Origin of the sequence: Microbacterium sp. NPDC058342, from assembly GCF_042723935.1 — a bacterium.
In the GTDB taxonomy this organism is placed as follows: domain Bacteria; phylum Actinomycetota; class Actinomycetes; order Actinomycetales; family Microbacteriaceae; genus Microbacterium.
In genome coordinates, this window is the sequence record NZ_JBHXID010000001.1 from 582,563 (window position 1) to 609,242 (window position 26,680).

Below are 26,680 nucleotides of genomic sequence, written 5' to 3' on the forward strand. Positions count from 1 at the left end.
GGGATGTCAGGCGACGCGCAGGGCGCGAGTCTCCGTGTCGAGTGCGGGTGGAATCGGTGCGCGCACGGCGCGGCGGGTGAGGCCGGGCGAGACGAGCGTGCGACCCAGAAGCGCGAAGCCCAGTTCGAGGACGATCGCGAGCACGGCGAGCACGAGCGATCCGCCGGCCATCTGCGCATAATCGTTTCCGGCGCGCCCGTCGATGATGAACCGGCCGAGTCCGTCCAGGGAGACGTACGCGGCCACGGTGGCGGTCGAGACCACCTGCAGCGTCGCACCGCGTACCCCCGAGAGCGTCAGCGGCAGCGCGCACGGGATCTCGATTCGCAGGACGATCTGCAGGGTGGAGTAACCCATCCCGCGTGCGGCATCGATCACGGAGTGGTCGATGGCGCGGATGCCGCTCGCCACGCCGCTGAGGATCGGAGGCACCGCGAGGAGCACGAGAACGATCAGCGCGGGGATCACGAAGGCGAGATTGTTCGCGATCGTGGGTGCGATGAGCAGCACCAACAGGATCAGCAGCCCCAGGGTCGGCAGCGCTCGCATGGCGTTCACGGAGCCCATGATCAGGCTCTCGCCCCTGCCGGTGTGTCCGACGAAGACGCCCAGGGGAACGGCGATCGCCGCGGCGACGAGTAGCGACACGGCGGAGTACATCAAGTGCATGAGCGCCTGGAAGGGGATAGAGCCGGCACCGCTCCAGTTCTCGGGATCGACGAGCCAGTTCAGGATGTCCATCAGAGTGCTCCTCTCCGGCTCCACGGCGTCATGATCCTGCCCACCAGCACGAGCAGGCGATCGAGCAGGAGGGCGAGCAGCAGGCAGATGACCAGACCCGCGATGATGGGGACGAAGAGGCGACGGCTGAAGCCCAGCGTGAAGAGGGACCCGAGCTGCGCGATCCCGATTACCGCAGCCATCGTCACGATAGAGATGTTCGACACCACGACCACCCTGAGCCCGCTGAGGATGGCGGGAACTGAGATGGGCAGCTGGATCTTGAAGAACGTCTGCGAGCGGGTGTAGCCCACGCCCTGTGCGGCCTTGACGACATCGGGCGACACCGCATCGAGGCCGTCGGCCACGACACGGACCAGAAGGGCGACCGTGTAGATCACCAGGGCCACCACCACGTTCAGCGGGTCGAGGATCTTCGTACCCATCAGCTTGGGCAGCAGGATGAACAGCGCCAGCGAGGGGATCGTGTAGAACAGGCTCGTGCCGCCCACGATGTAGGGGTAGCTTCTGCGGTGGTTGAAGGCGAGGTAGCCCAACGGGACGGAGAGCAGCAGCCCGATCGCCGTCGGAAGCAGAGTGAGCCAGAGGTGCGCGAGGGTCAGCTCAAGGATCTGATCGAGGTTGTTCGCGATCCAGTCGAGCCTCATGAGGCCCGCTCCGTCTCGAGGCTCCCCATCGCGCCACGCATCACGGACTCGTGGCCGATGGTGCCCGCGTAGGTCCCCCCGTCGTTCACCACGATGGCCCGGCCACTCGGGCTTGCGAGCACCGCGTCGAGCAGTTCACGAAGACTGCCCCGGGGCAGCGACACCGGGGCCGCGACGGTGATCCTGTCCGCGGTCAGCGTCTCCCCGTCGGCTTCGGCCCACCCGAGCGGCTCATCGTTCTCGCCGCAGGCGACGACCCAGTCAGAAGCCTGTCCGAGCAGCCGCTCGTGCACGCGCACCGCGGGGGTGGCCTCCAGCGGCAGCCGGTCGATCCGTTCGAAGCTGAGGGCGTGGTACCCCCGCGAGACGCCGAGGAAGTCGGCGACGAACTGATCCGCGGGGTTCGCGAGAATCTCGGCAGGGCTGCCGACCTGCGCCAGCACGCCGCCCTCTTTCAGCACGACGATCTGGTCGCCGAGCTTCAGAGCCTCTTCGATGTCGTGCGTCACCATCACGATCGTCTTGGCCAGATCTGCCTGGATCTTCAAGAACTCGTCCTGCAGCTGCTTGCGCACGATCGGATCCACGGCGCTGAACGGCTCGTCCATCAGCATGTACGGTGGGTCGGCGGCGAGGGCGCGGGCTACCCCGACGCGCTGCTGCTGGCCACCGGAGAGCTGCCACGGGTAACGGCTCGCATAGCTGCGATCGAGGCCGACGAGCTCGAGTAGATCGAGGGCGCGCTCGCGGCTGGCGCGTCTGTCGCTCTTGTTCAGGAAGGGCACTGCGCAGACATTGTCGAGCACGGTCTGGTGCGGGAACAGACCGGCGTTCTGAATCACGTACCCGATCCTGCGACGCATCCGGATCGTGTCGGTCCGCGCGTTATCCTCGCCGCCGAGCAGGATCGAGCCCGAGCTCTGCTCGATCAGTCGATTCACCATGCGAAGCGTGGTGGTCTTGCCGCATCCCGAGGGGCCGACGAGCACGGTGATCTTCCCCGTCGGGGCGACGAACGAGAGGTCGTCGACCGCCGTGGTGCCGTTGTCATACGTCTTGACGACGCTCTTGAACTCGATCATGCGCGGACTCCCCGGGTGATCGAGCATTCGGTCGCCGCGGCCTGCCGGGTAGTGATGGGACTGGGCGAAGTCATCTTCGTCTCCTTCGCGACGGTGCGAGTGATCAGGTAGAGTTTCATCTGACGAAACAGCAGATGTTCATACTGTAATAATCTGCAGGCAGATCTGGCAAGACTTCGATTGCAGAGGGAGGCACGATGACGTACACACTTCCGACCGGGCTCACCGTTCATGACGTCGAGAGGATCGCAGGAGGCGCTGCCGTGACCGTCTCCGAATCCGCACGCGCGGCGATCGAGGAGCACCATCGCTCGGCCGACCTCATCTCTCAGCAGCATCCGGTGTACGGTCGCTCGACGGGAGTGGGCGCGAATCGGCTGACCGCGGCGGAGGTCGATCCGGTGGCACACGGAATGAATCTGCTGCGCAGTCACGCCGTCGACGCGGGACCCGTGGTCGAACGCGCACGCGTGCGCGCCATGCTGGCGGTGCGGCTGAACCAACTGCTGCATCCGGGGTCGGGGATCGATGTCTCGCTTGTCGACGGCCTCGCACGGATGCTGGCCGCTGACAGCCTGCCCGAACTGCGACGATTCGGCGGCATCGGAACGGCGGATCTGCCGGCCCTCGCCGGGACGGCTCTCGCGCTCGCGGGTGAGCGCCCCGTCGATCGAGCAGGATTCGAGCCCGTCGGTCCGATCCGCTCCGACAGCGCCCTGCCGTTCATGAGCTCGAGCGCATTGACGCTCGCCGGTGCGGCACTGACCGCTGCCCGCCTCGACGACCTCGTCCAGGCGCAGGTCGGGGCCTTCGCGCTGTCCGCTCTCGCGATCCGTGCGAATCCCTCCGCCTTCTCCGGCGAGGCCGCACTCGCCGTGGCGTCTCCCGCGGCGGCCCAGCACGCGGCGCGACTCTCCGCCGTCATCGGCGACACCGCATGGACGCCAGCGCGCATTCAGGACCCGTTCGCCTATCGCGGGTTCCTGCCGGCGATCAGCGTGCTCGCCGGCGCCACGGAACGCCTGTGCGAAGCAGTCGAAGCGCTGATGAGCCGCGCAGGCGAGAACCCCCGGTTCTTCGCCGAGGACGGAAACGTGGTGCATCACGGCGCATTCCTCGAGATGTGGCTCGCCCATGAACTCGACGCGACAGCGATCGCTTTGGCGCAGAATGCGCCCCTGGCACTCGCGCGGCTCCGTTTCACGAACGACGACTCCTTCACCGGGTTGCCTCGCTTCCTGGCGGCCGGGACCGCCGGCGGCTCCGGCACGATGATCGTCGAGTACGTCGCCGCGAGCGCGATGGGCGACATCCACGCGGCCGCAGCGCCGATCTCGGTTCACGGCGCGGTGCTCTCCTGCGGCGTAGAAGAGGATGCGACGTTCGCACCGACGGCGCTCGATAAGCTCGAGCGTGCGACCACCGGCTTCGAGGTCATGGTGGCCTCCGAGGTCCTCGTTGCGGTTCGGGCACTGCGGTTGCGCGGGACTGACGGCCCGAGCGGCGTGCTCTCGCCAGGGCTGGCGCAGCTGGTCGGCGTCGCGAGCCGACTTCCGGCCGGGATGGCCGATCGTGATCTGCGCGGGGATGTCGAGCTCGCCCGCGAACTCATCCCGGCGTTCGCAGCTGCCGTGCGGAATCCGGGTCGTGACTAGACTTCGGTGGGACGCCGGTTCGACAGGGGGAATGATGGCCGGAAGTGCGGCGGACGGCGCGGGCGCCGAGGTCGATGCCTCGCTCGGCCCGCAGTCGGTGCACCGCGCACTCGAGGTTCTGACGCACGTCGTCGATCATGGACCACTGGCGCTGAGCGACATCGCTCGAGCGAGCAGGCTGCCGACGAGCACCACGTTGCGCATGCTGCGCGCGCTGGAGCACTGGGGCTACGCCTCGCGGGGGACGGATGGGCGATACTCGCCCGGGGTGCGCTTCGTGCAGTCGACGATGTCGAACGACAATGCCCGTGCCGAGGAACTCATCGACCTCTCCGCCGCGCTCATGCAGCGCCTCACGGCCCAGACGCAGGAGTCGAGCTACCTCGCCATCCCGGGACCCGCGAACACCTGCACCTTCCTCCGAGAGGTGCAGAGCCCGTTGCCGATCCGCCACGTCGGGTTCGACGGCTGGGCGGGCAGGACGGTTCCGATGTCCGGCTCGGTCGTGGGAGAGATCTTCGAAAACCGGACTCCCGAAGAGGGCTACGTCGTGATGGCCGCGGTCGACGACCCCGACGCGACGGTCGTGGGTGCCCCGGTGCACGGCTCCGGCGGCGCGATCATCGCGGCGATCAGCGTGGCCGGCCCCAGGTACCGGATGGACGGGAGCAGGATCGCGGAGTTCGGCCACACTGTCGTCGCGGCAGCGCAAGAGCTCACCGCACAGCTCGAAGCGCGCACACCCTGACCCAGGCGCCTCTCGCGTATGACATGACCCAGCCTTCTGTCGCGTGGCCGGGCCTAGGCTGGAAGGGTGACTGCGTACGTCTCGGCCTTCGATCTCTTCTCCATCGGAGTGGGTCCCTCGAGCTCCCACACCGTCGGCCCGATGCGCGCCGGCGTCGACTTCGCCGCGCGGCTGCAGGCCGAGGGCCTGCTCGAGCGCGTCGCACGCGTCACCTGCGAGCTGTTCGGCTCGCTCGGCGCCACGGGTATCGGTCACGGTACGCCGGATGCCGTGGTCGCGGGCCTGCAGGGTCTGCTTCCCGAGACGTGCGATCCCGACGACGTGCGCGCCGCGTGGCAGGAATGGCCCGCAGGAAAGCAGCTGGACCTGGCGGGCCGGCATCCGATCGCCTTCGCGAAGGACGACGTGGTCTTCAGCCCGCGCACGCGTCTGCCCGGGCATCCGAACGCGATGACCCTGCGCGCGCTGGATGCCGACGGCGCAGAAGTCGCCGAGCAGATCTACTACTCGGTCGGCGGCGGGTTCATCCGCCGCGACGGCGAGCAGGCGCGCGTGACCGCAGCGGTGCAGCCGTACCCGTACGCCGACGCCGCGTCGCTGCTGGCCCTGTGCGATGAGCACGGACTCTCGATCGCCGAGGTCGCGCGACTGAACGAGACCGCGCTGCGCAGTGAGGACGAGGTCGCCGCAGGCCTCGACGCGATCTGGGACGCGATGAGCGCCTGCGTCGATGCGGGGCTGCACACCGGCGGCACCCTGCCGGGCATCCTCAAGGTGAAGCGCCGTGCAGCCGACATCCGGGAGCAGCTCGAGTCCGTGGAATCCGACGGTCACCGCGAGCTCCCCGGCGAGTGGCTGGGCGCGTTCGCGCTGGCCGTCAACGAGGAGAACGCCGCAGGCGGAAGGGTGGTCACCGCACCCACCAACGGCGCCGCGGGCATCCTTCCCGCCGTCGCCATGTACTGGTGGCGGTTCCTGGCCGACTCGGGTCTCGGTGCGGGCAACGCCGTCACGCCGTACGGGGAGCTCGTCGGCAGCGCGCTGCTGGGGTTCGGCTCCGAGTCCACGCCCGCCATCGGGGAGCTGGACGAGGCGCAGACCGCCGAGGCGAACCGCCGCCGCGGCATCCGTCGCTTCCTGCTCACCGCCACGGCGCTCGGATCGCTGTTCAAGGCCAACGCATCGATCTCCGGCGCGGAGGGCGGATGCCAGGCCGAGGTCGGCTCGGCGTGCGCGATGGCCGCCGGCGGCCTGACCGCCGTGATGGGCGGCACGAACCGGCAGATCGAGAATGCCGCCGAGATCGCGATGGAGCACCATCTGGGACTCACGTGCGACCCGATCGGCGGGCTCGTGCAGATCCCGTGCATCGAGCGCAACGCGATCGCAGCATCCACCGCGGTCGCAGCCGCGCGGCTGGCCCTGCGCGGCGACGGCGAGCACTACGTCTCGCTGGACGCGGTCGTCGAGACGATGCGCCAGACCGGTGCCGACATGTCGACCAAGTACAAGGAGACCAGCGAGGGCGGTCTCGCGGTGAACGTCATCGAGTGCTGACGGGATGGCGACCAGACGCGGCAGGGGCAGGCCTCCAGGCGGATCCGACGCTCGTGCCCGGATCGCGGCCGCCGCGGTGCACGAGTTCGGCGAGCACGGCTACGAGGGCGCCACGGTGCGTGCGATCGCAGCGCGGGCCGAGGTCGACGCCGCGCTCGTGCACCACTACTTCGGCGCGAAGGCGGATCTGTTCGCGGAGATCACCGACCTGCCGTTGCGTCCTGATCTCGAGGTGCCGCGCATTCTGCGCGGTCCGCGTGATGCGGCGGGGGAGCGGATCGTACGCTTCGTGCTCGAATCGTTCGAGCACCCCGGCGTACGCAAGCGCGGTGTCATCCTGCTGCGCACGGCGATCGGCGGAAAGCTCACGGCGCCACTGGTCACCGGCTTCCTCTCGCGCGAGCTGCTGCCGCGCATCGCGGCGGAACTGGACGCCCCCGATGCCGAGCTGCGCGCCTCGCTGGTGGCTTCGCAGATCGCCGGCCTGCTGATCGCCCGTCACGTCGTTCGCCTGCCGGCGATGGCGGATGCCACGGTCGACGAGCTCGTCGCCCGCATCGCCCCGACCGTGCAGCGCTACCTGTTCGGCTGAGTCCGCGGGGGAGCGCGCTTCGGCGCTCGGGTGGACATCGCGCCCCAGGTCGCGATTCGTCTCGGAATCCGGGCATCCGCTCCGCTCAGGTCGCGATTCGTCCCGGTATCCAGGCATCCGCTCCGCCCAGGTCGCGATTCGTCCCGGAAAGCCGGCGGGAAAGCGGGACCATCTGCGACCTGGACTCCTCGGCGAGCCGGCTGGGTGGCGGGCATCCGCCCCGCCGGATGTGGCGCAACACGCCGCATGCTCCGCGTGGAGACGACCGGATGCGCCACATCCACGGGATAGATCGCGGGTCGCAGGTCTCGATCGCGGGTTGACGCGCATCCCGCCGAGGAGAATAATTCAACGAACGATGAATAATTCGGATGCGGTGGTGATCGACGGACTCCGGGTGCGGCGCGGGCGCCGCGAGGTGTTCGACGGGCTGTCGCTGCGTATTCCGCGCGGGCAGGTCATCGGCCTGCTCGGCCCGTCGGGATGCGGCAAGACGACGCTCATGCGCTCCATCGTCGGCGTGCAGCGCACTCACGGGGGCAGCGTCGAGGTGTTCGGGGAGCCGGCGGGATCACGCCGATTGCGCCGGGTCGTCTCGTACGGCACGCAGGGATCCGCGGTGTACACCGACCTGACGGTGCGCGAGAACCTTCGCTACTTCGCATCCGTCGCCGCCGCGCCGCGCAGCGACGTCGACCGCGTGATGCGCCAGGTCGGTCTCGCGGCCCACGCGCAGCAGACGGTCGACGATCTCAGCGGCGGGCAGCTCAATCGTGTCTCGCTCGGCGCGGCACTGCTGGGCGCGCCTGAGCTGGTGGTGCTCGATGAGCCGACCGTCGGTCTCGACCCGGTGCTGCGCGCCGAGCTGTGGAACCTCTTCCGCGAGATCGCGGACGCCGGCACGACCATGCTCGTCTCGAGCCACGTCATGGACGAGGCGCTGCGCTGTGACCGGCTGCTGCTCATGCGCGACGGGCGCATCGTGGCCGACACCACGCCGCAACAGTTGCTCGCCGACACGGGCCAGTCGGATGCTGAGGCCGCATTCCTCACGCTCATCCGGCGCGACGAGGGGGAGCATCGCGAAACGCGCCGTTCCCGACGCGAGGAGGAGCGATGATGCGCACTCTCGCCACCGCGGGCCGCGTGCTGCAGCAACTGCGCCACGACCCTCGCTCCATCGCGCTGATGCTCGTCGCGCCGAGCCTGCTGGTCGGGCTGTTCGCCTGGCTGTTCGCCGATCAGGACGGCGTCTTCGACCGTTTCGGCGGAGCGATCCTGGCTCTGTTCCCGTTCATCGTCATGTTCCTGATCACGTCGATCACGACTCTGCGCGAACGTCGGTCGGGCACTCTCGAGCGCCTGATGACCACTCCGCTGGGCAAGGCCGACTTCATTCTGGGTTACGCGCTCGCGTTCGGGCTCATGGCCGTCCTGCAGGCCGTGATCACGGTCGCCTTCTCCGTGTACGTGTGCGGTCTGAACGTCGACGGCCCGCTGTGGCAGCTGGGGCTGGTCGCCGTGGTCAACGCCGTGCTCGGCACGGCCCTGGGGCTGCTGGCCAGTGCGTTCGCCTCGACCGAGTTCCAGGCCGTGCAGTTCATGCCCCTGCTGGTGTTCCCGCAGATCATCCTGGGCGGGCTGTTCATGCCGCGCGACGAGATGCCCGACGTGCTCTACGCGATCTCGGACTGGCTGCCGCTCAGCCACGCGATCGACGCGATCCAGGCGGTCACGGCGGGCGATGAGGGCTGGGATGTCGGCGCGCCGGTGCTGATCGTGGCGGCGTTCGCGGCGGCGTTCCTCGTGCTCGCGCCCCTCACGCTGCGCCGCCGCACGCCCTGACAGGTCGGTGCGGCACGCCTCGGACCGTCGGGTTCGGGTCGCAGATCGTCGCATGCGCCGTGGGGATGCCGCGTGTTGCGCCACATCCGCGGGAGCGGGAGGGGTAAGAGCTGGAGCGGGGGAGGGTGCGCCCACGGAGGGGGTAGCCGGCTCACCCGCGCGCGGCGCGGTTCTTCGTGTGGCGGGTCGGCGCCGCCTGCCAGGGATCCTCCGGCCACGGATGCTTCGGATAGCGCCCACGCATCTCAGCCCGCACCTGCGTGTACGGACCGGACCAGAACGAGCCGAGGTCGTCGGTGACCGCGAGCGGGCGACCAGCGGGCGAGAGCAGGTGAAACAGCACGGGCACACGTCCGTCGACGAGACGAGGCGTCTCGGCCCAGCCGAAGCACTCCTGCAGCTTCACGGCAACGACGGGCCGGGCCGTCGGATCGTCCGCAGGTGGGTACGCGATGCGGATGCGACTGCCGCTGGGCACTTGCAGCCGCTCCGGCGCCAAGGCGTCGAAGTGTGAGGCGGCCGGCCACGGCAGCAGCCGGCGCAGGGCGGATGTCAGATCGATCCGCGCCGCCGGGGCTCCTCCCGCGAGGGCGTCGAGCTCGGGACCGAGCCAGTCGTCCAATCCGGCGAGCAGGGCGGCATCCGATACCTCCGGCCACGGTTGCCCCAGCTCGCGGTGCAGCAGCGCGAGTCGACGGCGTAGGTCGTCCGCGGCATCCGACCAGCTGAACAGTCCCAGCCCGTCGCGGCGCACCGCGCGCCGCACGGCGTCGCGCCCGGTTGCGGCATCGGCACGCGCCGGCACCGACGAGCGCACGATCGCGCCGATGCGGCGCTCGCGCCGGGCCTGCACGCGGCCGCCGACGAGTTCCGCCTCGATCCGGTCGGTGATCAGCTGCTCCGCAGCCCGCTCGGCGTGCTCCTCCGAGATCACGGCTGCGGCGCGGATGACCGCTCCCGATCCGGCTGCCGCTCGGCCCGTGGCGCGGGCGACGTCGGCGACGGCCAGCCACTCGGCATCCGCCAGCTGCCCGCGCACGCCGCCGCGGGTGCCGGATGCCAGCAGGAACGCCGCACCGTCCGCTGAGCGCTCCACGCGCCGGGCGATCCGCTCGGGAAAGGCGAGCCCGATGACGAGTCCGACGTCGTCGAGGCCCGACCGGGCGGCCCGCGAGCCGGGAATCAGGCGCCGCAGCCGTTCGGCGTCGCGCTGCCACCGTCGAGTGTCGGGTCCGTCGCCGTGACGCAGCGCACGGATCGCCTGGGCCACGTCGGCATCCGCGATGCGCAGATCGCCGCTGAGCAGCGCGACCACTTCGGCGGCGAGCCGATCGCCGACGACAGGTCCGCCGTCCCGCAGCGCGCGTGCCAGCCGGGGATCTGTCGGGATGCGGGCGAGCGCGCGACCTTCGTCCGTGGCGCGCCCATCCTCGTCGATCACGCCAAGGCCGCGCAGCACCGAGACCGCGTCGGCGAGGCTGGCGGCCGGCAGCGGGTCGATCAGCCGAAGACCCGCACCTTCGGGCGTGCCCCAGCAGGCCAGCAGGAGTGCGGCGTCGGTCAGGTCGGCTGTCGCGATCTCGGGCGCGGACCGGGCAGGTGCTGCCGCGTAGCCGCGCTCGTCGACGCACCGGATCACGGTTCCCGGGCCCTGCCGTGTGGCGCGTCCCGCCCGCTGCACGCAGGAGGAGCGGGATGCCGCCGACGTGACGAGTCCGCTCATGCCGCGCGACGCGTCGCGCTGCGGATTCCGGGCGAGGCAGCTGTCCACCACGAGCCGCACGCCCGGCACGGTCAGCGACGACTCGGCGAGCGAGGTGGTCACGACGATGCGCGGGGGCTGCTCCGGCAGACGCCCGCGGATCACGGCATCCTGCTCCGCCGCGGGAAGCCGGCCGTGCAGCTCGCGCACGTCGAAGCCGCGTGCAGCGTCGCGGATGCGGCGTGCGACCTCGGACACCTCGCGGGCGCCTGGCGCGAAGACGAGCACGTCGGCGGCGGGATCGTCCCGGATCAGCTCGCGGGCGGCGGATGCTGCGGTGCCGGCGACGTGCTCGAGGAACGCCCGGGTCACACCGCGCTCGTCCAGCCGCGGCGACGGGCTGGGCGCCCAGCGCTCGGTGAGCGGGTGAGCCGGCACGACGTGGTCGATGACGGGCGCGGGGGAGTCGGCGGACCCGATCACGGCCGCGATGCGCTCCGCGTCGAGAGTCGCCGACATCGCCACCAGCGCAAGATCGTCGCGCAGATCCCGCACCTCGCCGAGCAGCCCGATGAGCAGGTCGGTCTCGAGGGCGCGCTCGTGCACCTCGTCGATGATCACGGCGCCCACGCCGTCGAGGCCGGGGTCGTCCAGCATCCGCCGCAGCAGCACGCCGGCCGTGACGAACTCGACCCGCGTGCCGCGGCCGACGGCGCGCTCGCCGCGGACCGTGAAGCCCACCCGGTCGCCGAGCGCAGAGCCGTCGAGCTGTGCGAGCCGTCGTGCCGCGGCGCGGGCGGCGACGCGCCTGGGCTGGGTGACGATCACTCGGCCGGCGCTGCGGGATGCCAGCATCGGCGGCACGAGTGTGGTCTTTCCGGTGCCGGGCGGAGAGGTGACGACGACCCCACGGCTCGCGTCGAGCGCGGTTCCCAGGTCGTCGAGCGCCGAGGCGAACGAGAGACCCTCGCCGATCCGGGCCAGATCGAACATCGAGGGCCTACAGATTCAGCAGGAGCAGGGTGATCACGGTCACGGCGATGACGGCGAGCAGACCGCCCCCGCATCCGATCGCGACGATCGCGCCGTAGCCGAGCCGCGAGACGCGTGCACCGGAGGCCCGCATCGCGGCGAGGAACTCGCCCCCGCCGTTGGCGGAGAACGCTTGTGCGGCGTTCACCTGGTTGACACCGCGCCCGGCCGTGGCAGCGGCGCCCGCGATCGGGGCATCGACCATGCCCGCCACGACGTTCGCGGCGTTCAGTCCGAGGGCGCGGTTGACCGCACCCGGGTCGGCGAGGATGGGAAAGCTCTGCCCTGCGGCGACCAGCGTGATGCGCTGGGCGGCCGACTTGACGGTCACCTGGCTCGCGGGGACGCTCAAGCGCTGCGTCCATCCCGTGGGCGACGCGACCCAGAGGGTGACGACGCCGCCGCTCACCGCCGCCTGGGCGGGGAACCACCCTCCGGTCGCGGTGTCGCCCAGCGCTCCGGAGAACACGGCGTACGGCAGGTGGTTCGGCATGCTCATGCTGCGAGTCTACGGACGCATCCGCCGGCATCCGTTCCGTGCGGGCCGAAGAGGCGGATGCCCTCTGCCGGGGCGGACGCAAGAGGCCGTCCCGAGAACGGGACGGCCTCTTCGTCAGATCGATGTCACTCGGCGCTGGGCGGGGCGTCCGGCGCGGCTGCCTCGCGTGCGGCGGATGCCCGGGGTGCGGATGCGCGAGGGGCGGATGCCGCGGGGGCCGCCTCGGACGCCTGGGCGACAGCGGTGCCGAAGCCGCGGCCGACGGCCTGACCCTGGATGATGGCTGCGAGGTCGAGGCCGGTGGCGGCGCTGACGCTGTCGAACACCGAGCGCATGGCCTTGGCGCTGTCTCCGCCGACGACGCTGGAGGCGCCGTCCTCGCCGGTGCCGCCGATGATCGACACGTTGCCGATCGTGGAGTATCCCTTGGCGAACTCGGCCATGATCGACGGCAGCACCTCGAGCACGCGCTGCGACAGGAAGGCCTCCTGGTTGGACGCGATGGCCTTGGCCTCTGCCTCGACGGCGGCCGCGCGGGCCTCACCCTCGGCGCGGATGGCTTCGGCCTCGGCGTTGGCGCGCAGGCGGCGGGCTTCGGACTCCGCCTCGGCCTGGGCGCGCAGCGCGTTGGCCTCACCGGTCGCCTTCGCCTCGGCGGCGGCGGCCTCACCGGCCGCGCGGGCCTTGTCGGCCTGCGCCTGCTGCTCGGCGATGCGGGTGCGCGCCTCGGCCTGCTTGACCTGCTCGATGGCAGCCGCCTCGGCGGACTTCTCGCGGGTGAACAGGTCGGCCTGGGCGCGCGTCTCGGCCTCGTACCGCTGCGCGTCGGCGACGCGCTTGACGTCGGCATCCAGCTGCGCCTGCTTGTTCTCTGCCTGCTGCTGCAGAACGGCCTGCTCGGCCTGAGCGCGGGCGAGCTGCTCCGCCTGCTCGGCCTCGGCGCGGGCGCGGCCGATGCCGGCGTTCGCATTGGCGGTGTTCGTGTCGAGCGCGGTCTGCTCGATCAGGTTGGCTTCCTGGTTGGCGATGTTCTTCTGGTTGATCGCACGGTCGGCGTTGGTCTGCGAGATCTCGGCGGCCTGGCGCTTCGCCTGGATCTCGGGCGCACCGAGCGACTGGATGTAGCCGACCTTGTCGGTGATGCCCTTGATCTGGAACGAGTCGAGGATCAGACCCTGGTCGGCCAGCTCGTTGGAGACGTCGGCGGCGATCTGGTCGGAGAACTTCTTGCGCTCGCGCATCAGCTCGGTCACCGACAGCGTGGCCACGATGCCTCGGAGCGCACCTTCGAGCTGCTCGGTGGTGAACTGCTCGATGGCCTTGTCCTGCGAAGCGAATCGCTCGGCGGCGCGGCGCACGTAGAGCGGGTCGGAGCCGATCTTCACGATCGCGACGCCGTCGACGTTGAGGGTGACGCTGTCGAGGGACTGGGCTTCGGCGTTCAGCAGCACCTGGCGCGAACGCAGCGAGATGATCTCGTGGCGCTGCGTGATGGGGTTGACCAGCGACTTGCCGTTGACGATCACCGTGACCGGCGATTCGGCCATCTCGGAGCTGGTGCTGCCGTCGGCGTTGATGACGGCCCGCTGCACCTTCTGCTTGCGGCCCGAGATGACGAGGGCTTCGTCGGCACGGGCGACCTTGATCCAGCTGCGCGCGAACAGCAGCAGGATGAGTCCGACGATGACGACACCGACGACGGCGATGCCGACGATGATCAGGATGCCGAGTGCTCCGGCGATCTCCATAGTGTTCCCTTTCCCCTCAGAAGGTTGTTGACCTCCACCCTGCCAGAAGTGGGGAGTCAGAACGCGCGGAGGGCCGCGGCTACAGCCCGCGCAGCTTCTGGGTGAGCTCGAGCAGGGCGCGCAATTCGTCGTCGTCGAGCTTCGACATCCGCTCGGCGATCGAGCGCCCGTGCGAGGCGGCGAGCGTGCGGAAGGCGCGTACCCCGGCATCCGTCGCGGTGACGACGGCCCCGCGCCGGTCGTCGGGATCGGCGTTCTTCGTGACCAGCTGGCGGGAGACCATCCGGTCGACGAGGCGCGAGACGCTGGGCTGACTGATCAGCGACTTCGCGGTGATGTCGCGCAGTCGCGCGGTCATCTCGCACGAGCGGACGACGGTGAGCAGCACGTCGTACTCGGCCTGCGTGATCTCGGCGCCCTCGAAGTCGGCGGTCATCTCGCCGAAGAGTTCGTGCTGCGCGCGGAAAAGGCTCTCCCACGCCTGCAGGGCGAGCTGTCGGTCGGTCATCCTCTCAGCGTACTGTCGCGCGACGACATCGAGCGTGACGCGCAGTAAGGGCCGGTCGGAGAGGCTTCCGGCCGGCCCTTGTCCCTTGCACCAAGAGTGTCCTGCAATCACATGCGGTGGATGCCACAGCAAACATTCACCGTGCGATGAGTGTATAACGACGAGGTAACGAATGTAAAGGTTTGATTACGGATGTGCCAGCGACTAGAGCAGCAGCTGTCCGCGTCGGCGTGTCAGGTAGGCGGTCTCGGCGCTATTGCCCGCCAGCGCGATCGCCTCGTCATACGCGGCGCGGGCATCCTGCGTGCGACCCAGCCTGCGCAGCAGATCGGCGCGCGTCGCGTGGAACGCATGGTAGCCGGTCAGCGTCTTCTCCAGCCCGTCGATGGTCGCAAGTGCTGCCTCCGGTCCATCGACCTCGGCGACTGCGATGGCCCTGTTGAGGGCGACGACCGGCGACGGGTCGAGGCGCACGAGCTGATCGTAGAGAGCGAGAACCTGTGACCAGTCGGTGTCGCGGATGCCGCTGGCAGAGGTGTGCACAGCGCCGATCGCTGCGAGGATCTGGTAGCGTCCCGGGGCAACCCCGGCTGCGGCGGCCGCCAGTCGTTCGCGCACCAACCGGTGGCCTTCAGCAACCAGCACCGTGTCCCACGACTCGCGGTGCTGCTCGTCCAACGGAACCAGCTCGCCCGCCGCTGAGATTCGGGCGGTACGTCGGGCCTCGGTCAACAGCATCAATGCCAGCAGTCCGGTCACCTCGCCTTCCTCCGGCATGAGGGTGCGGACCAGGCGCGTGAGCCGAATCGCCTCCGCCGTCAGGTCGGCACGAACCGGCTCCGCGCCGGGCCCGGTGGCGAGGTAGCCCTCGTTGAAGGTCAGAAAGAGCACTGCGAGTACGCCTGACATCCGGGGGAGCAGATCAGTCTCAGAAGGCATCCTGTAGGGGATGCCTGCCGCCTTGATCTTGGCCTTGGCGCGAGTGATGCGCTGACCCATCGTGCTCTCGGACACCAGGAAGGCGCGGGCGATCTCTGCCACGGTCAGGCCACCGACCATGCGCAGCGTCAGCGCCACTCGGGACTCCATCGCCAACGCCGGATGGCAGCAGACGAAGATCAACCGAAGCCGGTCGTCGTCGATGGCACCGGCCCACTCGGCAGGTGCCTGCTCGTACACCATCTGGGCTTCCCTGTGCTTGTCGTCGCGCTTGTTCTCGCGCCGTACTCGATCGATGGCCTTGCGGTGGGCGGTGGTGGTGAGCCAGGCGCCGGGATTCGGTGGCACACCGCCGGCATGCCATCGCTCGACGGCCATCGCGAACGCTTCCGCGGCGGCTTCTTCGGCGGTGTCGAGGTTGCCGAAGCGTCTGGCCAGGCCTGCGACCACACGAGCCCACTCTTCTCGGTGCGCACGCGTGAGCGCCTCCGAGACGTCGCTCACGCGAAGGGCCGCACTTCGATCTTCCGATCACAGATCTTCGATGCCTCGGCGGCGAGCGCGAGTGCGACATCGAGATCGGGTGCCTCCCACACCCAGACTCCGGCGAGGTATTCCTTCGACTCCACGAACGGGCCGTCGCTGAGCATCGGCTGCTCGCCTCGGTTGTCGACGACCGTAGCCGCCTCGGTGCCGGCGAGTCCCCCCGCGAAGACCCAATACCCCTCGGCGATGAGCCGTTCGTTGAACGCGCTGATCGCCGGCCGTCGGTCCGTGCGACCGGGATTGCTCTTGTCGTCGATCACGGAAACGAGATACTGCATCTCAAGATCCTCTCTTGTGGTTGCGGTTGAACCCGACGATCAGAACGTTGCATACTCGGGTCGTCCCGCCGGCCGATAGGTCTGGATCGTGACGCCTTTCGAATCCGAACGTGAGTCGAGCGGCTTCATCGCGATGTCGCGGCCTGAGTCGGCGAAGAGGCGGGCCCCCTGTCCGAGAATCACCGGGATGGTGATGAGTTCCATCTCGTCGACGAGGTTCTTCTCCAGCAGCCACTGAATGAGATGACTGCTTCCGTGCACCTGCAGCTCGCCGTCCCTGCTGGCCTTCAACTCTGTGATGGCGGCGAAGAGGTCATCTCCCAGGACGGCGGTGTTTGCCCAGTCCGGCTCCGTCAGCGTTCTGGACGCCACGTGCTTCGGCTTCGAGTTCAGAGCAACTCCGATCGGGTGCCGCTTCAGATCATCCATCGTGCCCCAGAACCTGTAGAGAATGTCATATGTCCGACGTCCGAAGAGGAACGCGTCGGCGCGCTGGAACGTCGCGGCGATGTGATCGCGGGTCGTGTCGTCACCCGCTCCCCTCGCCCATCCGCCCCGTTCGAAACCACCTGCGCGGTCCTCCTCGGTCGAGCCGCCATTACCCTGGGTCACTCCGTCGAGGGTGATCTGAGTGATCGTCGTGAGATTCATTGTTCCGTCCTCCGTGCGCTGAGCGCCACCGTATGCGGCGCCTTTCACCTTCAACGAACGACTCCACCCGAATCCGACAACAGCCGAAGATCGGGTACGCGGACTTCATGTGATCGACGACGAAAGCCGGTGGTCGTCGAGTTCTTTCATGGCTGCGGCCGTCCGCCACACAGTGGGTCCGAGGATGCCGGCCAGAAAGTGCTTCGTCTCCGCGCTTGCATCGGGTCACGTTGCCACTGGGCTCTCGGCGGTGCAAGGCCACCCTTCGCGATCAGCAGGACGACTGTGGGTCGCGTGCCCGTTCTAGCAGATGCGGTGAGACGGATCGCCGAGGTCCTCGACTGCAGCGGAGACGGCGTGGGCGAGGGCGTCAGCGTGGGTTTTGGTCTCGTTGCTGAGCTGTGCAAACCCTCGATTGGCCAGTGGGACGAGCCATCGGGTGCCGGCGCCGGCGATGTTGACGACGCGATGGGTGATTCGTGTGCCTCGCCTGCTGGCTTGGACCCAGTACTCGCCGCGGTACCACCAGCCACCCTCCATGGCGATCATCGACCGCTCATCATCGACGTCAACGCGTATGGTCGAAGGGGCCCCGCGAACCGCGAATCGTACCGGACCGCCCTCGAGCGAGAGCCCTTCGAACCCGAATCGGTGCCCGACAAGCCAGCCGTTCGCTGAGGTCACTTGCCCGAGCGCGACACTCAGCAGCAGGCGTCTGACGGCATCGGCCGATGCATCGAGTTCGACAGTGACTTCCGCGAGGGGTGTGCGGTGATGCTGTCTGGACACGCTCATGTGGATGCTCCCAGTTCCTGTGATCGAGGCACCGCCCTCCATGACGCCGCCGTCGCCCCACGACGTCGTCAAGCAGGTGGGTATTCAGGCCGCGCTCCCGCTGCGGGCCGCGAGCAAAGCCGTGAACTTGTTCTTCTTGCTGTTCTGGAACGCAGCGCAGAGCCAGCGGCCGTCGACTCCACGCTTGAAGACGAAGGTCTGAACCTTGTCGAGCTTGATTCGGTCACGCTTGCCGATGCCGCCCTCGCTCACGACGATCGCCAAGTCGGTGCCGATGAACCGAATATCAGTGACGCGAACGCTCATGCGACTGCCCTTTTGGAAGCGGGTGAGCACGGGCTCATGGTCGCGGGCGATCGCGGCGCGCCCACGGCTCACTGTCCCGATGAAGGTCACGTAGGTCGCGTCCTCAGTGAACAGGTCCGCATACGCCTTCGCATCGCCGGCATCCCATGCCGCAACCATCAGACCGAGGACATCGTCTATACTTTGTTGCATGGAAGCAATAGTTGCATGAACGCAAGCAATGAGCAAGCGGGAGAACTCGACCCCGCCCTCTATCGCCGATACCTCGCGGCACTGACCCTGTTTCATCAGGCAGCCGCAGATTCGGCCGGTCTGTCCGGTACCGACTACCAGGCGAGTAATCTGCTGGATCTTGACGGCCCGATGACCAGCGGCGAGCTCGCCAGGCGTCTCGGACTGTCACTCGCCGCTGGATCCCGCCTTGCAGACCGTTTGATCGAGGCGGGGATCGCGCGTCGCAGCCATGACACCTCGGATCGCAGACGTGTCGTCATCGAGCACACGGGCGCCTTGCCTGAAAGCATCGATCACGCACTCCGACGGGTCCGCGAACCCATCGCAAGAGCACTCGCCGCTTTGTCAGATGAGCAGCTCTCGGGAGTGGGCGCATATCTCACAGCGGCCGCCGACACCTACGCCGAGTCCGCGCGGTCGCTCAGAGACTCCGAATAGCCGGGCTGCGGGCTGCCTTCCGGGTGATGGCATGCTGGACGAACCATGAGCACCGTCGCCGCGCCGCCTCACCGCCGTCCACGACCGGTGCGCGATGCGGCGCAGTACTTCCTGTTCCTCGTGCCGCTGGGCGCCGTCGTGAACATCTACCTGCTGATCACGGACAGCGTGACGATCTCACGGCGAAACGAGTTGGTCAGCAGCGCGTTCGGCCGGCCGTTCGCGTGGGTCGAGCAGGACCTCTCGCGCTACGACCCGATCGCCTATCCGGCGACCATCGACTTCGAGTTCCAGCGCGCCTGGCACGATCCTGTCGTCACGACCTACGACGGATGGCTGTTCGCCGCGAACACGGTGATCCTCACGACGGCTCTGACTCTGCTCGTCCTCGGACTCGTTGCCGTGGTGAAGCGTGTGAGGGTGGAGCGCCGGCGCTCCATGGAGAGCTGATCAGTCGCGGGCTGCGCTGTTCCACGCCGCGACGAACGCGCTCGCGTGGGCACGACCCCAGTCGGACCCGCCGGACGTGCTGATCGTCGACTCCGCCACGAAGCAGAACGCCGCCTCTTCGTCGCGCTCGACGCAGACCCGTTCACCGGTTCGGGCGAGGTCACGCAGAGCGGGGGCGAAGGCGGCGAGCGCAGCATCCTTCACCCTCCTGTCGACCTCCAGACGGATGCCGGTGGCGCTGCTCGCTTCGAAGGACAGGAAGGTTCCGGCGCTGACGACACGGGATGCTGCGCTCGCGCGCTCGGCGAGCTCGACCGGCGGATACGTCAGATTCACCGCGGAATCGTCGGACGCGATGTGCCGCAGGCCGATGCGCTCGAACCCGGCGGCCGGCGCGGCCGCCCCGAGACTGCGGGCCAGAGGGAGGAGGGCCCCCCGGCCGCGGATGGTGAATCGCGCAGCGACGTCGTCGGTCCAGACATCCTGCACCACATCCGCGTCAGGGGGAGGGAGCGCCGCGAGCAGATCCCGAACCGCGTCGCCGCGAGCGCCCGGCGCGAGCAGGACGAGGTCGCTGGCGACCGATACGGTCATCGATCTATCGGCGGCGGCGTCGACGATCTCCTGCGCGCGCTGGACATCCGCCTCATCGCCCACTCTGACCCGGATCGACGATCGCTCGATCTCCACGGCCCGCAGGGCGACCTCGCCCTCCAACCGCGCGCGCACCTGCAGGGCAGGGTCTGCCCAGTCGCCGGGAGGCCCGTCGATGGCCAGGATGCCCTGCTCATCGGCGATCGCGAGATGAGCGGGCAGCCAACCTTCGTCACCGACACCCTCGCGCCACGTGCTGATCGTCGCATCCGGGTCGGTGGTCACCAGAGCGAGGTGCTCCACACTGCCGGATTCTCCGGCGCTCAGCGTCCCCGAGAGCAGGCGGGGATCAGCGCGCAGGGCACGCAATCGGTCGAGAACGCGTGCGCCGGCATCGGCGTCGAGCAGGGCCGGAAAGCTCCACCCGTCCGTGTGGATCTCGATGCGCACCCGGTCGGCGCCGGCCTCGGCGGCGAAGGCGCGCACGTGCTGCACGAGCGCTGTGATCGTGCCGTCGTCGAGATCCGCAGTCGTGCGCACCGTGCCGCTGACCCCGCCGGTGAACGGCATCCCGTCGATGGTCGTCACGTCGACCTCGGCGACCGCCGGGTCGTCCGAGAACTCGTGAGCGAACGCGGGAGCCAGACCGTCGCCGGTCGCGCATCCGGTCAGGACCGTCGCGGCAGCCGAAGCGACCAGGGCGATCGCGAGCGACGCGCGCAGCATCCGGGATCGATGCCGCACCGGGCTACCTCTGCTCATACCGCCTCCAGATGAAGTCTGGCAGACGTGCTCGGAGGTGGAGCATCTCGTCGCCGTACGATTCAGTCATGCGCTCCGCCAGGCTCGTCCTGTTCCGCCTCAGATGGGACGTCATCTCCGCTGTCGTGCTCATCGGCCTGTCGTTCGTTCCGGGCGTGGCGCATCAGGGTCTCGAACTCGCTGAGCTGCCCGACCGGCCGCTGGACCCGTTCGGGGTCGCGCTCATCGTCATCCAGGGCGGTGCTGTCGCCCTGCTGCGCCGATGGCCCCGATGGGCCCTGGCTCTCACCGGTTGCGCATTCGCCGCGTTCCAGCTGCTCGGCTTCCCCACGACGTTCGCCGCGCTAGGCCTGCTTGTCGTCCTGGTGGGCGCGGGAGCGCTGGTCGAGGAGCATCGGGGGGCGACCGCGTTGATCGCGCTGACCGGCTACGTTGCTCTCGCGGCAGTGGTGATCGGGCTCGAGACCGACCTGGACGTGCTCGACGCCTTGGTCTTCGGGGCGATGCTCACTGCGCTCTGGCTCTTCGGCTCGTGGCTCAGATCGCAGGCGGTCGCGCGTCGCAACCGAGTGGAGAGCGCGGAACGAGAGGCGATCGCCGCGGAACGGATGCGCATCGCACGTGAGTTGCACGACGTGGTCACTCATCATGTGACGGCCATGGTCTTTCAGGCCGAGGCCGGGCAATACCTCCAGGCGATCGATCCGAAGACCAAGGATGTCCTGGTCTCGATCGCCGACGGCGGCCGAGCATCGCTGGGAGAGCTGCGCAGCCTGCTCGGCGCACTGGACGGCGAGGCCGACATCATCCGAGCGCCCGCCGACCAGCAGATCGGCGACCTCGGGGCCCGTGCCCGCGCGGCCGGCCAAGCGGTCGAGCTCGCGGAGCGCGGCGAGCCTCGACCGCTGCGAGGAGTCGCCGGAATCGCGGTCGTCCGCATCGTGCAGGAGAGCATCACGAATGCCATGAAGCATGCACGGGACGGGGCGGCAGCGGTGAGCATCGAGTACCGCGAACGTGAGATCCTGATCGAAGTGGTCAGTTCCGGTCACGCAACGGCTTCGTCGTCTGCACCGGAAGGACGGGGGATCATCGGGATGCGTGAGCGGGTGGCGCTCGTGGGCGGGGAGTTCCACGCCGGACCGGTCGGCGATCGATTCGTCGTGCGCGCGCGGGTGCTCGCATGATCGGACAGCCGGTGACAGCGCCGCTGCGTGTCGTCGTGTGCGACGACCAGGAGCTCGTGCGCACCGGATTCGTCACCATCATCGACGCCGAACCCGACCTCGCCGTCGTCGGCACCGCCGCCGACGGCGAGGAAGCCGTGCGGGTGGCTCGGCGTGAGCGACCGGACGTCGTGATCATGGACATCCGCATGCCACTTCTCGACGGGATCGAGGCCACCCGGAGGATCGCAGGGCCGGGCGTTCCAGACGCGGCCCGTGTGCTTGTCGTGACGACGTTCTCGCTGGATTCGCTCGTGTACGACGCGCTGCGCGCGGGAGCCAGCGGCTTCCTGCTCAAAGACGCCAGGCCCGCCGAGCTGACGGCGGCGATCCGGGCCGTCGCCGCCGGGGAATCGCTGATCGCGCCGGCCGTGACGCGAGCGCTCATCGGCCGCTACGGCGAGCGGCTGCGTCCCGCCGAGCGCGAGGATGCGGTGTTCGACGCCCTCACACCCCGCGAACGAGAGGTGCTGATCCTCGTCGCCGACGGGCGATCGAACGCCGAGATCGCCGAACAGCTCGTGATCAGCCACGAGACGGTGAAGACGTACGTGTCACGCATCCTCGCGAAGCTCGACGTACGGGATCGGGTGCAGGCCGTCGTGCTCGCTCACCGTGCGGGAATCGCCACCTGGTCCTGATCCTTCCAGCGGGGCCGCCGGCCCCGTGACCTCATCGACGGATCCCCCAAGAGAGGGACCCCAAGTGTCCACCGGCGCGCGTTTCCGGGGTGTCCACAGCCCCCGTAGCGTCGAGTTCGCACTCGAGATCGAACACCGGCAAGGAGCACGAATGACGACGTCGACACCACACATCCGCACCTCGGACGAGGATCAGAAGCCCCGCACCCGCGGCTGGGTGAGAGTGACCATCGTCGTGGTCGCGCTCACCGTCGCGATGCTGATCACGAACTCCATCGCCGCGGCGCTGCACGATCCAGTGGCCGCGCTCATCGTCGGTCCCGTCCTGGCGGTCGCGATCGCAGCGCTGCACGTCTGGGTCGGGAGACGAATCGAGCGTCGCCGCGTTGCGGACTTCGCGCCGAAGGGCGCGGGCCGCCACCTGCTGGTCGGGATCGGAGTCGGCCTGGCGCTCTCAGCGGTGACGATCGGCATCCTCGCCCTGTTCGGCGCCTACCGGATCACCGGCTGGGGCTCGCTCGCCGGCGCGCTAGCGGTGGTCGGAACGATGTGCGCGATCGCCGTCTCGGAAGAGGTGTTGTTCCGTGGGGTCCTGTTCCGGCTCATCCAGGGCCGGTGGGGCGCTGGCGCGGCGCTCGGCGCCTCGGCGATCATCTTCGGACTCATGCACCTGCTCAACCCGGGCGCGTCCGTCTGGGGCGCGATCACCATCGCGATCGAGGCCGGACTCATGCTCGGCGCGGCGTACCTCGTCACCGGATCGCTGTGGCTGGCGATCGGTCTGCACTTCGGCTGGAACGTGGCCACGGTCGGCATCTTCGGCACCGTCGTGTCGGGGGCGGAGGCGCGCGAGTCGCTCGTCACCGCGGTGACGGCGGGACCGGACTGGTTCTCCGGGGGAGGCTTCGGACCCGAGGGCAGCATCGTCGCCGTGCTCGTCTGCTCTGCGGCGACAGTGCTGTTCCTGCGGACGGCGCATCGTCGAGGCCGACTGCGGCTTCGTCGCCGCTGATGTGCGGCGCATCGGACCACGGATGCCGGGCCCCACCCCGCAGCGTGGGAGCGGTGGCCGGCCCGCCGTCGTCGCGGATCGGCCTACGACTGCTCTTCGCCCGGCGGATCCAGCAGAATCAGGATGCGCTGCAGGTGCATGGCGGTGAGCACGCCGGGGCCTGTGACGGCATCGGCCTCGATCGAGCGGGTGTGCACGGCGCGCAGCAGGTCGTCTACCGCCCTCTCGGCCTCTTCCCGCAGCGCATCGTCCTGCTCGTCGGCGAGCAGATCGGCGACAGCACGCGTCGCCGCCGACAGTGGGTCGACGAGCCCCGGGTCGAGCGGGAACGATCCGGGTCGCTGCCAGATCGTGTCGCCGAGGCAGCCCGAGACGTCGTGGATCTGGTGTGCCACGGCATCGAGCATCTCCAGGCGGGTGTGCTCTGACTCGGTGCCCGTCCGGCGCATCCGTGCCCGCGCGTTCCAGCGGCGGCTCTCGTCTGCCTCGAGGAGCGCACTCCGCACGGAGCGACTGGTTTCGGCGAGTGCCCCGGCCCGGTCGTTCCACGCGCTGTGCTCGGGCGGCCAGGACTCCGCGACGGCCGCGGAGATGTCGCGCAGGTGCTCGGCGAGACGATGCTGGAACGCGCCGATGCGTGAAGCCGCCTCGGTCACGAGCGGAGCCGGTGGCACCACGAGATTCACCGTGAGGCCGATCACGACGCCCAGAGCGGTCTGCGCGACGTAGCCGAGGGAGTAGTCCTCGGCATTGGAGCCGCCGACGATGAGCACGAACAGTGCCGCCACCGGGATGTACTCCCGGCCCGACCCGAACCAGCCGGTGCCCGAGATCAGGATGCCCAGGCCCACCGCGGTCACGATGGTCCACAGGTTCGGTCCGACGGTGAACACGATGAGCACGGCGATACCGGTGCCGACGGCGAGGCCCAGCAGGGTCTGCAGGCTTGATCGCGCGGACGACATGAGCGTCGGATACATGCTGATCAGCGCCCCGAAGGGTGCGTAGTACGGGTACTCGTCGGTGACGCCGGGCATGAGCGGGGCGAGCGTCCAGGCGATGCCGACGGCGACGGCCGTCTTCACCGCGAGCAGCAGACGCGCGGGCGCCACCGCATCGCGCAGCGATCGAACGATCCTGCGCTCGCGCATACTCCGACCTCACTCTCGTCGTCAACCGGGCAGGCCCAGTCCACAGTGGGCGGTCGCGCGGGGAAAGGGGATTCCGCGGTGCGGCGACGTTTGGGACAATCCGGGCCCGCGGAACCGACGCCGGACGTCGCAGGCGCCCGGCGTCGGAGATCACCGGTAGGTTCGCTGCATGACCTACAGCGACACCATGGCCACACCTGTGGGTCTCGTCGCGGTCGAAAGCGACGGTGCCGCGATCACGCGCGTGTTCTGGCCGGCGGATGCCGGACCGCGCGCTCCCGGGAATCCGGATCCGCTGGTGAGGGAGGCGCTGCGTCGACTGCAGGCGTACTTCGGAGGGGAGCGCGTCGCCTTCGATCTGCCGATCGATCTCGGGCGGCAGACCCGCGCCACGCACGCGGTGCTCATGGCGCTGTACGAGACCGTCGGGCACGGCGAGACCGTCACCTACGGTCAACTCGCTGCCCGCAGCGGCACCGACGTGCCCGCACGGGGCATCGGCGCCATCATGGGCGCGAACCCGTTGCCTCTCCTCGTCCCGTGCCATCGCGTGGTCGCGAGCGACGGGCTCGGGGGATACTCGGGGGGAGGTCCCGGTGAGGGACTGCTCACCAAGCGCTGGCTGCTCGAGCACGAGGGAGCCCTGCCGACGGCGCTGTTCTGAGCGGCGGGAGGGAACATGGCCGGGTACGGCGGGCGACCAGGCGCACGGCGCGAGCATCCGATCGTCGCGGTGCATCCGAACGACGAGGCGCCGGCGCCGAGCGGGCAGTGGCCCGCGAGCATTCCCGCCGTCGCACAGGTGCTGCGCGACGGTCTGGCGCTGCCGCCGGGTGTGACCTTCCTCGTCGGCGAGAACGGCAGCGGCAAGTCGACGCTCGTCGAGGGCATCGCGCTCGCCTACGGACTCTCTCCCGAGGGCGGCTCACGGCAGGCACGGCACAGCACGCGTCCGACGGAGTCGCCGCTGTCGGACTGGCTGCGTCTGCAGCGCGGCGTCGGCGCCAGCCGGTGGGGCTTCTTCCTGCGGGCCGAGACGATGCACTCGTTCTACACGTATCTCGAACTCAACCCCTCCCTGAGTGGTCCGGATGTGGCTTTCCACGAGATGAGCCACGGCGAATCGTTCCTCGCGCTGCTCGGATCGCGTTTCGACGACCCGGGCTTCTACTGCCTCGATGAGCCCGAGGCCGCGCTCTCGTTCGGCTCGACGCTCACTCTCATCTCGGTCCTTCAGCGCATCGCCGCCGAGGGCGGGCAGGTGCTCTGCGCGACGCACTCCCCGGTGCTCGCCGCGCTCCCCGGCGCGCGCATTCTCGAGGTCGGCGACTGGGGCCTGCGCGAAGCGCAGTGGGACGACCTCGAGCTCGTGCGGCACTGGCGCTCCTTCCTCGGTGCGCCCGAGCGGTACCTGCGGCACCTGCTCGACTGAGGCGAGACCGCCCGTCAGGCGCGGGGACGAGCGCGGATGTGCGATCGCATCACAGGCCGCCGCTGCAGACCAGGGTCTGCCCGCTGACGTAGTCCGACTCGGGCAGGCACAGCAGGTAGACCGCACCGGCGGCCTCCTCGGTCGTGCCGACGCGGCCGAGCGGGATCATGGTCTCCGACATCTCTCGCAGTCCCGCACTGATTCCGACGGTGATCGAGCGTCCGTCGATGTCGATCCGGCGGTCGCCGTCGTGCTCCGTGAGCCGGGTGCCGATCAGCCCGAACGCCACGGTGTTGACCGTGACGTTGTACCTGCCCCACTCCTTGGACAGCGTCTTCGTCAGCCCCGTCACTCCGGCTTTCGCCGCCGCGTAGTTCGCCTGGCCGGCATTTCCCCCGAGACCGGCGATCGATGAGATGTTGACGACCTTCCGACACGTCGGCCGGCCCGTCGCGGCCTCGGCCTTCGCGAGGCGCGAGATCGTGGGCTGCGCGGCACGGAGAATGCGGAAGGGGGCCTTGAGATGCACGTCGACGATGGCATCCCACTGCGTGTCGGTCATGTTCTGGATCACCGAGTCCCACGTGTACCCGGCGTTGTTGACGATGATGTCGAGACCTCCGTAGGAGTCGATGGCCGCGCCGACGAACCTGTCGCCGAAGTCGGGGTCGGTCACGTTGCCGACGACGGCCACCGCCTGCCCGCCTGCTGTGCGGATGCTGCGAACCGTGTCCTCCGCGGGCTCGGCGTCGAGGTCGTTGACGACCAGTCGAGCACCTTCACGGGCGAGTTTCAGCGCGATCTCGCGTCCGATTCCGCGCCCCGAACCTGACACGAGCGCCACTTTGCCGTCGAGCGTTCCCACGGTG

The 26,680-nt window shown here is 69.2% G+C and carries 28 protein-coding genes; 13 read left to right on the forward strand and 15 right to left on the reverse strand.

From position 1 onward, the window contains the following. Positions 1-6: 6 nt before the first annotated feature. From ACFWHT_RS02580 to ACFWHT_RS02590, 3 genes are read right to left on the reverse strand one after another with little or no spacing between them, the layout of a single operon-like run. Complete coding sequence (locus ACFWHT_RS02580; RefSeq protein ID WP_378825176.1) at positions 7-741, reverse strand: ABC transporter permease; 735 nt, start codon at positions 739-741, stop codon at positions 7-9. Further along, complete coding sequence (locus ACFWHT_RS02585) at positions 741-1,388, reverse strand: ABC transporter permease (RefSeq protein WP_378825177.1); 648 nt, start codon at positions 1,386-1,388, stop codon at positions 741-743. Before ACFWHT_RS02585 ends, ACFWHT_RS02580 begins: the two co-directional genes overlap by 1 nt. Then, entirely contained in the window at positions 1,385-2,470 is a 1,086-nt protein-coding gene (locus ACFWHT_RS02590; protein WP_378825179.1) for an ABC transporter ATP-binding protein, read from the reverse strand. Before ACFWHT_RS02590 ends, ACFWHT_RS02585 begins: the two co-directional genes overlap by 4 nt. A gap of 197 nt (positions 2,471-2,667) precedes the next feature. Between ACFWHT_RS02590 and ACFWHT_RS02595 the strand changes: the two genes are divergently transcribed. From ACFWHT_RS02595 to ACFWHT_RS02620, 6 genes are all read left to right on the forward strand, one after another. Further along, positions 2,668-4,125 (forward strand): aromatic amino acid lyase, encoded by a 1,458-nt coding sequence (locus ACFWHT_RS02595; RefSeq protein ID WP_378825181.1) that lies wholly within the window; start codon positions 2,668-2,670, stop codon positions 4,123-4,125. A 31-nt stretch (positions 4,126-4,156) separates the two neighbouring features. Beyond that, positions 4,157-4,873 (forward strand): IclR family transcriptional regulator, encoded by a 717-nt coding sequence (locus ACFWHT_RS02600; RefSeq protein WP_378825184.1) that lies wholly within the window; start codon positions 4,157-4,159, stop codon positions 4,871-4,873. A gap of 66 nt (positions 4,874-4,939) precedes the next feature. After that, positions 4,940-6,430 (forward strand): L-serine ammonia-lyase, iron-sulfur-dependent, subunit alpha, encoded by a 1,491-nt coding sequence (locus ACFWHT_RS02605; protein ID WP_378825186.1) that lies wholly within the window; start codon positions 4,940-4,942, stop codon positions 6,428-6,430. A 4-nt stretch (positions 6,431-6,434) separates the two neighbouring features. Further along, positions 6,435-7,022: a TetR family transcriptional regulator gene (locus ACFWHT_RS02610; protein ID WP_378825188.1), complete on the forward strand. Its 588-nt coding sequence runs from the start codon at positions 6,435-6,437 to the stop codon at positions 7,020-7,022. 358 nt (positions 7,023-7,380) lie between these two features. Next, positions 7,381-8,142, forward strand: coding sequence for an ABC transporter ATP-binding protein (locus tag ACFWHT_RS02615; protein ID WP_378825190.1), 762 nt, complete (start codon positions 7,381-7,383; stop codon positions 8,140-8,142). Then, positions 8,139-8,867, forward strand: a complete 729-nt coding sequence (locus tag ACFWHT_RS02620) for an ABC transporter permease (protein WP_378825191.1) — start codon at positions 8,139-8,141, stop codon at positions 8,865-8,867. Before ACFWHT_RS02615 ends, ACFWHT_RS02620 begins: the two co-directional genes overlap by 4 nt. Before the next feature lie 151 nt (positions 8,868-9,018). Here ACFWHT_RS02620 and hrpB read toward each other — a convergent pair whose 3' ends face one another. The 9 genes from hrpB to ACFWHT_RS02665 all read right to left on the reverse strand — a co-directional run bounded on the left by hrpB (position 9,019) and on the right by ACFWHT_RS02665 (position 18,159). After that, positions 9,019-11,562, reverse strand: coding sequence for an ATP-dependent helicase HrpB (gene hrpB / locus ACFWHT_RS02625; RefSeq protein ID WP_378825192.1), 2,544 nt, complete (start codon positions 11,560-11,562; stop codon positions 9,019-9,021). Positions 11,563-11,569: 7 nt separating this feature from the next. Further along, on the reverse strand, positions 11,570-12,100 hold the full coding sequence (locus ACFWHT_RS02630; RefSeq protein WP_378825194.1) for a hypothetical protein: 531 nt from the start codon (positions 12,098-12,100) through the stop codon (positions 11,570-11,572). A 125-nt stretch (positions 12,101-12,225) separates the two neighbouring features. Then, entirely contained in the window at positions 12,226-13,848 is a 1,623-nt protein-coding gene (locus ACFWHT_RS02635) for an SPFH domain-containing protein (protein ID WP_378825196.1), read from the reverse strand. Between the two features lie 79 nt (positions 13,849-13,927). Beyond that, a complete protein-coding gene (locus tag ACFWHT_RS02640) occupies positions 13,928-14,356 on the reverse strand; it encodes a MarR family winged helix-turn-helix transcriptional regulator (RefSeq protein WP_378825198.1) in 429 nt (142 codons plus the stop codon). 204 nt (positions 14,357-14,560) lie between these two features. After that, a complete protein-coding gene (locus tag ACFWHT_RS02645; protein ID WP_378825200.1) occupies positions 14,561-15,745 on the reverse strand; it encodes an RNA polymerase sigma factor in 1,185 nt (394 codons plus the stop codon). A gap of 50 nt (positions 15,746-15,795) precedes the next feature. Next, positions 15,796-16,119 carry a YciI family protein gene (locus ACFWHT_RS02650; protein WP_378825202.1) on the reverse strand — a complete coding sequence of 108 codons (324 nt, stop codon included), beginning with the start codon at positions 16,117-16,119 and terminating at the stop codon, positions 15,796-15,798. Between the two features lie 39 nt (positions 16,120-16,158). Further along, a complete protein-coding gene (locus ACFWHT_RS02655) occupies positions 16,159-16,770 on the reverse strand; it encodes a dihydrofolate reductase family protein (RefSeq protein ID WP_378825205.1) in 612 nt (203 codons plus the stop codon). Positions 16,771-17,073: 303 nt separating this feature from the next. After that, entirely contained in the window at positions 17,074-17,565 is a 492-nt protein-coding gene (locus ACFWHT_RS02660) for a hypothetical protein (RefSeq protein WP_378825207.1), read from the reverse strand. An 84-nt stretch (positions 17,566-17,649) separates the two neighbouring features. Next, on the reverse strand, positions 17,650-18,159 hold the full coding sequence (locus tag ACFWHT_RS02665) for an SgcJ/EcaC family oxidoreductase (protein ID WP_378825209.1): 510 nt from the start codon (positions 18,157-18,159) through the stop codon (positions 17,650-17,652). Here ACFWHT_RS02665 and ACFWHT_RS02670 point away from each other — a divergent pair. Together ACFWHT_RS02670 and ACFWHT_RS02675 are read left to right on the forward strand one after the other, a co-directional pair. After that, a complete protein-coding gene (locus tag ACFWHT_RS02670; RefSeq protein WP_378825210.1) occupies positions 18,079-18,543 on the forward strand; it encodes a MarR family winged helix-turn-helix transcriptional regulator in 465 nt (154 codons plus the stop codon). The genes ACFWHT_RS02665 and ACFWHT_RS02670 overlap by 81 nt on opposite strands. A gap of 45 nt (positions 18,544-18,588) precedes the next feature. Next, positions 18,589-18,993: a hypothetical protein gene (locus tag ACFWHT_RS02675; RefSeq protein ID WP_378825212.1), complete on the forward strand. Its 405-nt coding sequence runs from the start codon at positions 18,589-18,591 to the stop codon at positions 18,991-18,993. Here the strand turns inward: ACFWHT_RS02675 and ACFWHT_RS02680 are convergent, their stop codons facing one another. Beyond that, complete coding sequence (locus tag ACFWHT_RS02680) at positions 18,994-20,349, reverse strand: hypothetical protein (protein ID WP_378825214.1); 1,356 nt, start codon at positions 20,347-20,349, stop codon at positions 18,994-18,996. It lies immediately after the preceding gene. Between the two features lie 68 nt (positions 20,350-20,417). On the opposite strand from ACFWHT_RS02680, the gene ACFWHT_RS02685 reads away from it, so the two are divergent. From ACFWHT_RS02685 to ACFWHT_RS02695, 3 genes are all read left to right on the forward strand, one after another. Next, a complete protein-coding gene (locus ACFWHT_RS02685; RefSeq protein ID WP_378825216.1) occupies positions 20,418-21,536 on the forward strand; it encodes a sensor histidine kinase in 1,119 nt (372 codons plus the stop codon). Then, positions 21,533-22,216 (forward strand): response regulator, encoded by a 684-nt coding sequence (locus ACFWHT_RS02690; RefSeq protein ID WP_378825219.1) that lies wholly within the window; start codon positions 21,533-21,535, stop codon positions 22,214-22,216. The genes ACFWHT_RS02685 and ACFWHT_RS02690 overlap by 4 nt, the downstream gene beginning before the upstream one ends. A gap of 151 nt (positions 22,217-22,367) precedes the next feature. Beyond that, entirely contained in the window at positions 22,368-23,228 is an 861-nt protein-coding gene (locus tag ACFWHT_RS02695) for a CPBP family intramembrane glutamic endopeptidase (RefSeq protein WP_378825221.1), read from the forward strand. An 83-nt stretch (positions 23,229-23,311) separates the two neighbouring features. On the opposite strand, the gene ACFWHT_RS02700 is transcribed toward ACFWHT_RS02695, so the two are convergent. Continuing rightward, positions 23,312-24,379, reverse strand: a complete 1,068-nt coding sequence (locus ACFWHT_RS02700; RefSeq protein ID WP_378825223.1) for an aromatic acid exporter family protein — start codon at positions 24,377-24,379, stop codon at positions 23,312-23,314. 169 nt (positions 24,380-24,548) lie between these two features. Between ACFWHT_RS02700 and ACFWHT_RS02705 the strand changes: the two genes are divergently transcribed. Then, a complete protein-coding gene (locus tag ACFWHT_RS02705) occupies positions 24,549-25,043 on the forward strand; it encodes a methylated-DNA--[protein]-cysteine S-methyltransferase (RefSeq protein ID WP_378825225.1) in 495 nt (164 codons plus the stop codon). Positions 25,044-25,058: 15 nt separating this feature from the next. Next, entirely contained in the window at positions 25,059-25,811 is a 753-nt protein-coding gene (locus ACFWHT_RS02710; RefSeq protein ID WP_378825226.1) for an AAA family ATPase, read from the forward strand. Positions 25,812-25,860: 49 nt separating this feature from the next. Here the strand turns inward: ACFWHT_RS02710 and ACFWHT_RS02715 are convergent, their stop codons facing one another. Next, a complete protein-coding gene (locus ACFWHT_RS02715) occupies positions 25,861-26,676 on the reverse strand; it encodes an SDR family NAD(P)-dependent oxidoreductase (RefSeq protein WP_378825228.1) in 816 nt (271 codons plus the stop codon). Between the last annotated feature and the right edge of the window lie 4 nt (positions 26,677-26,680).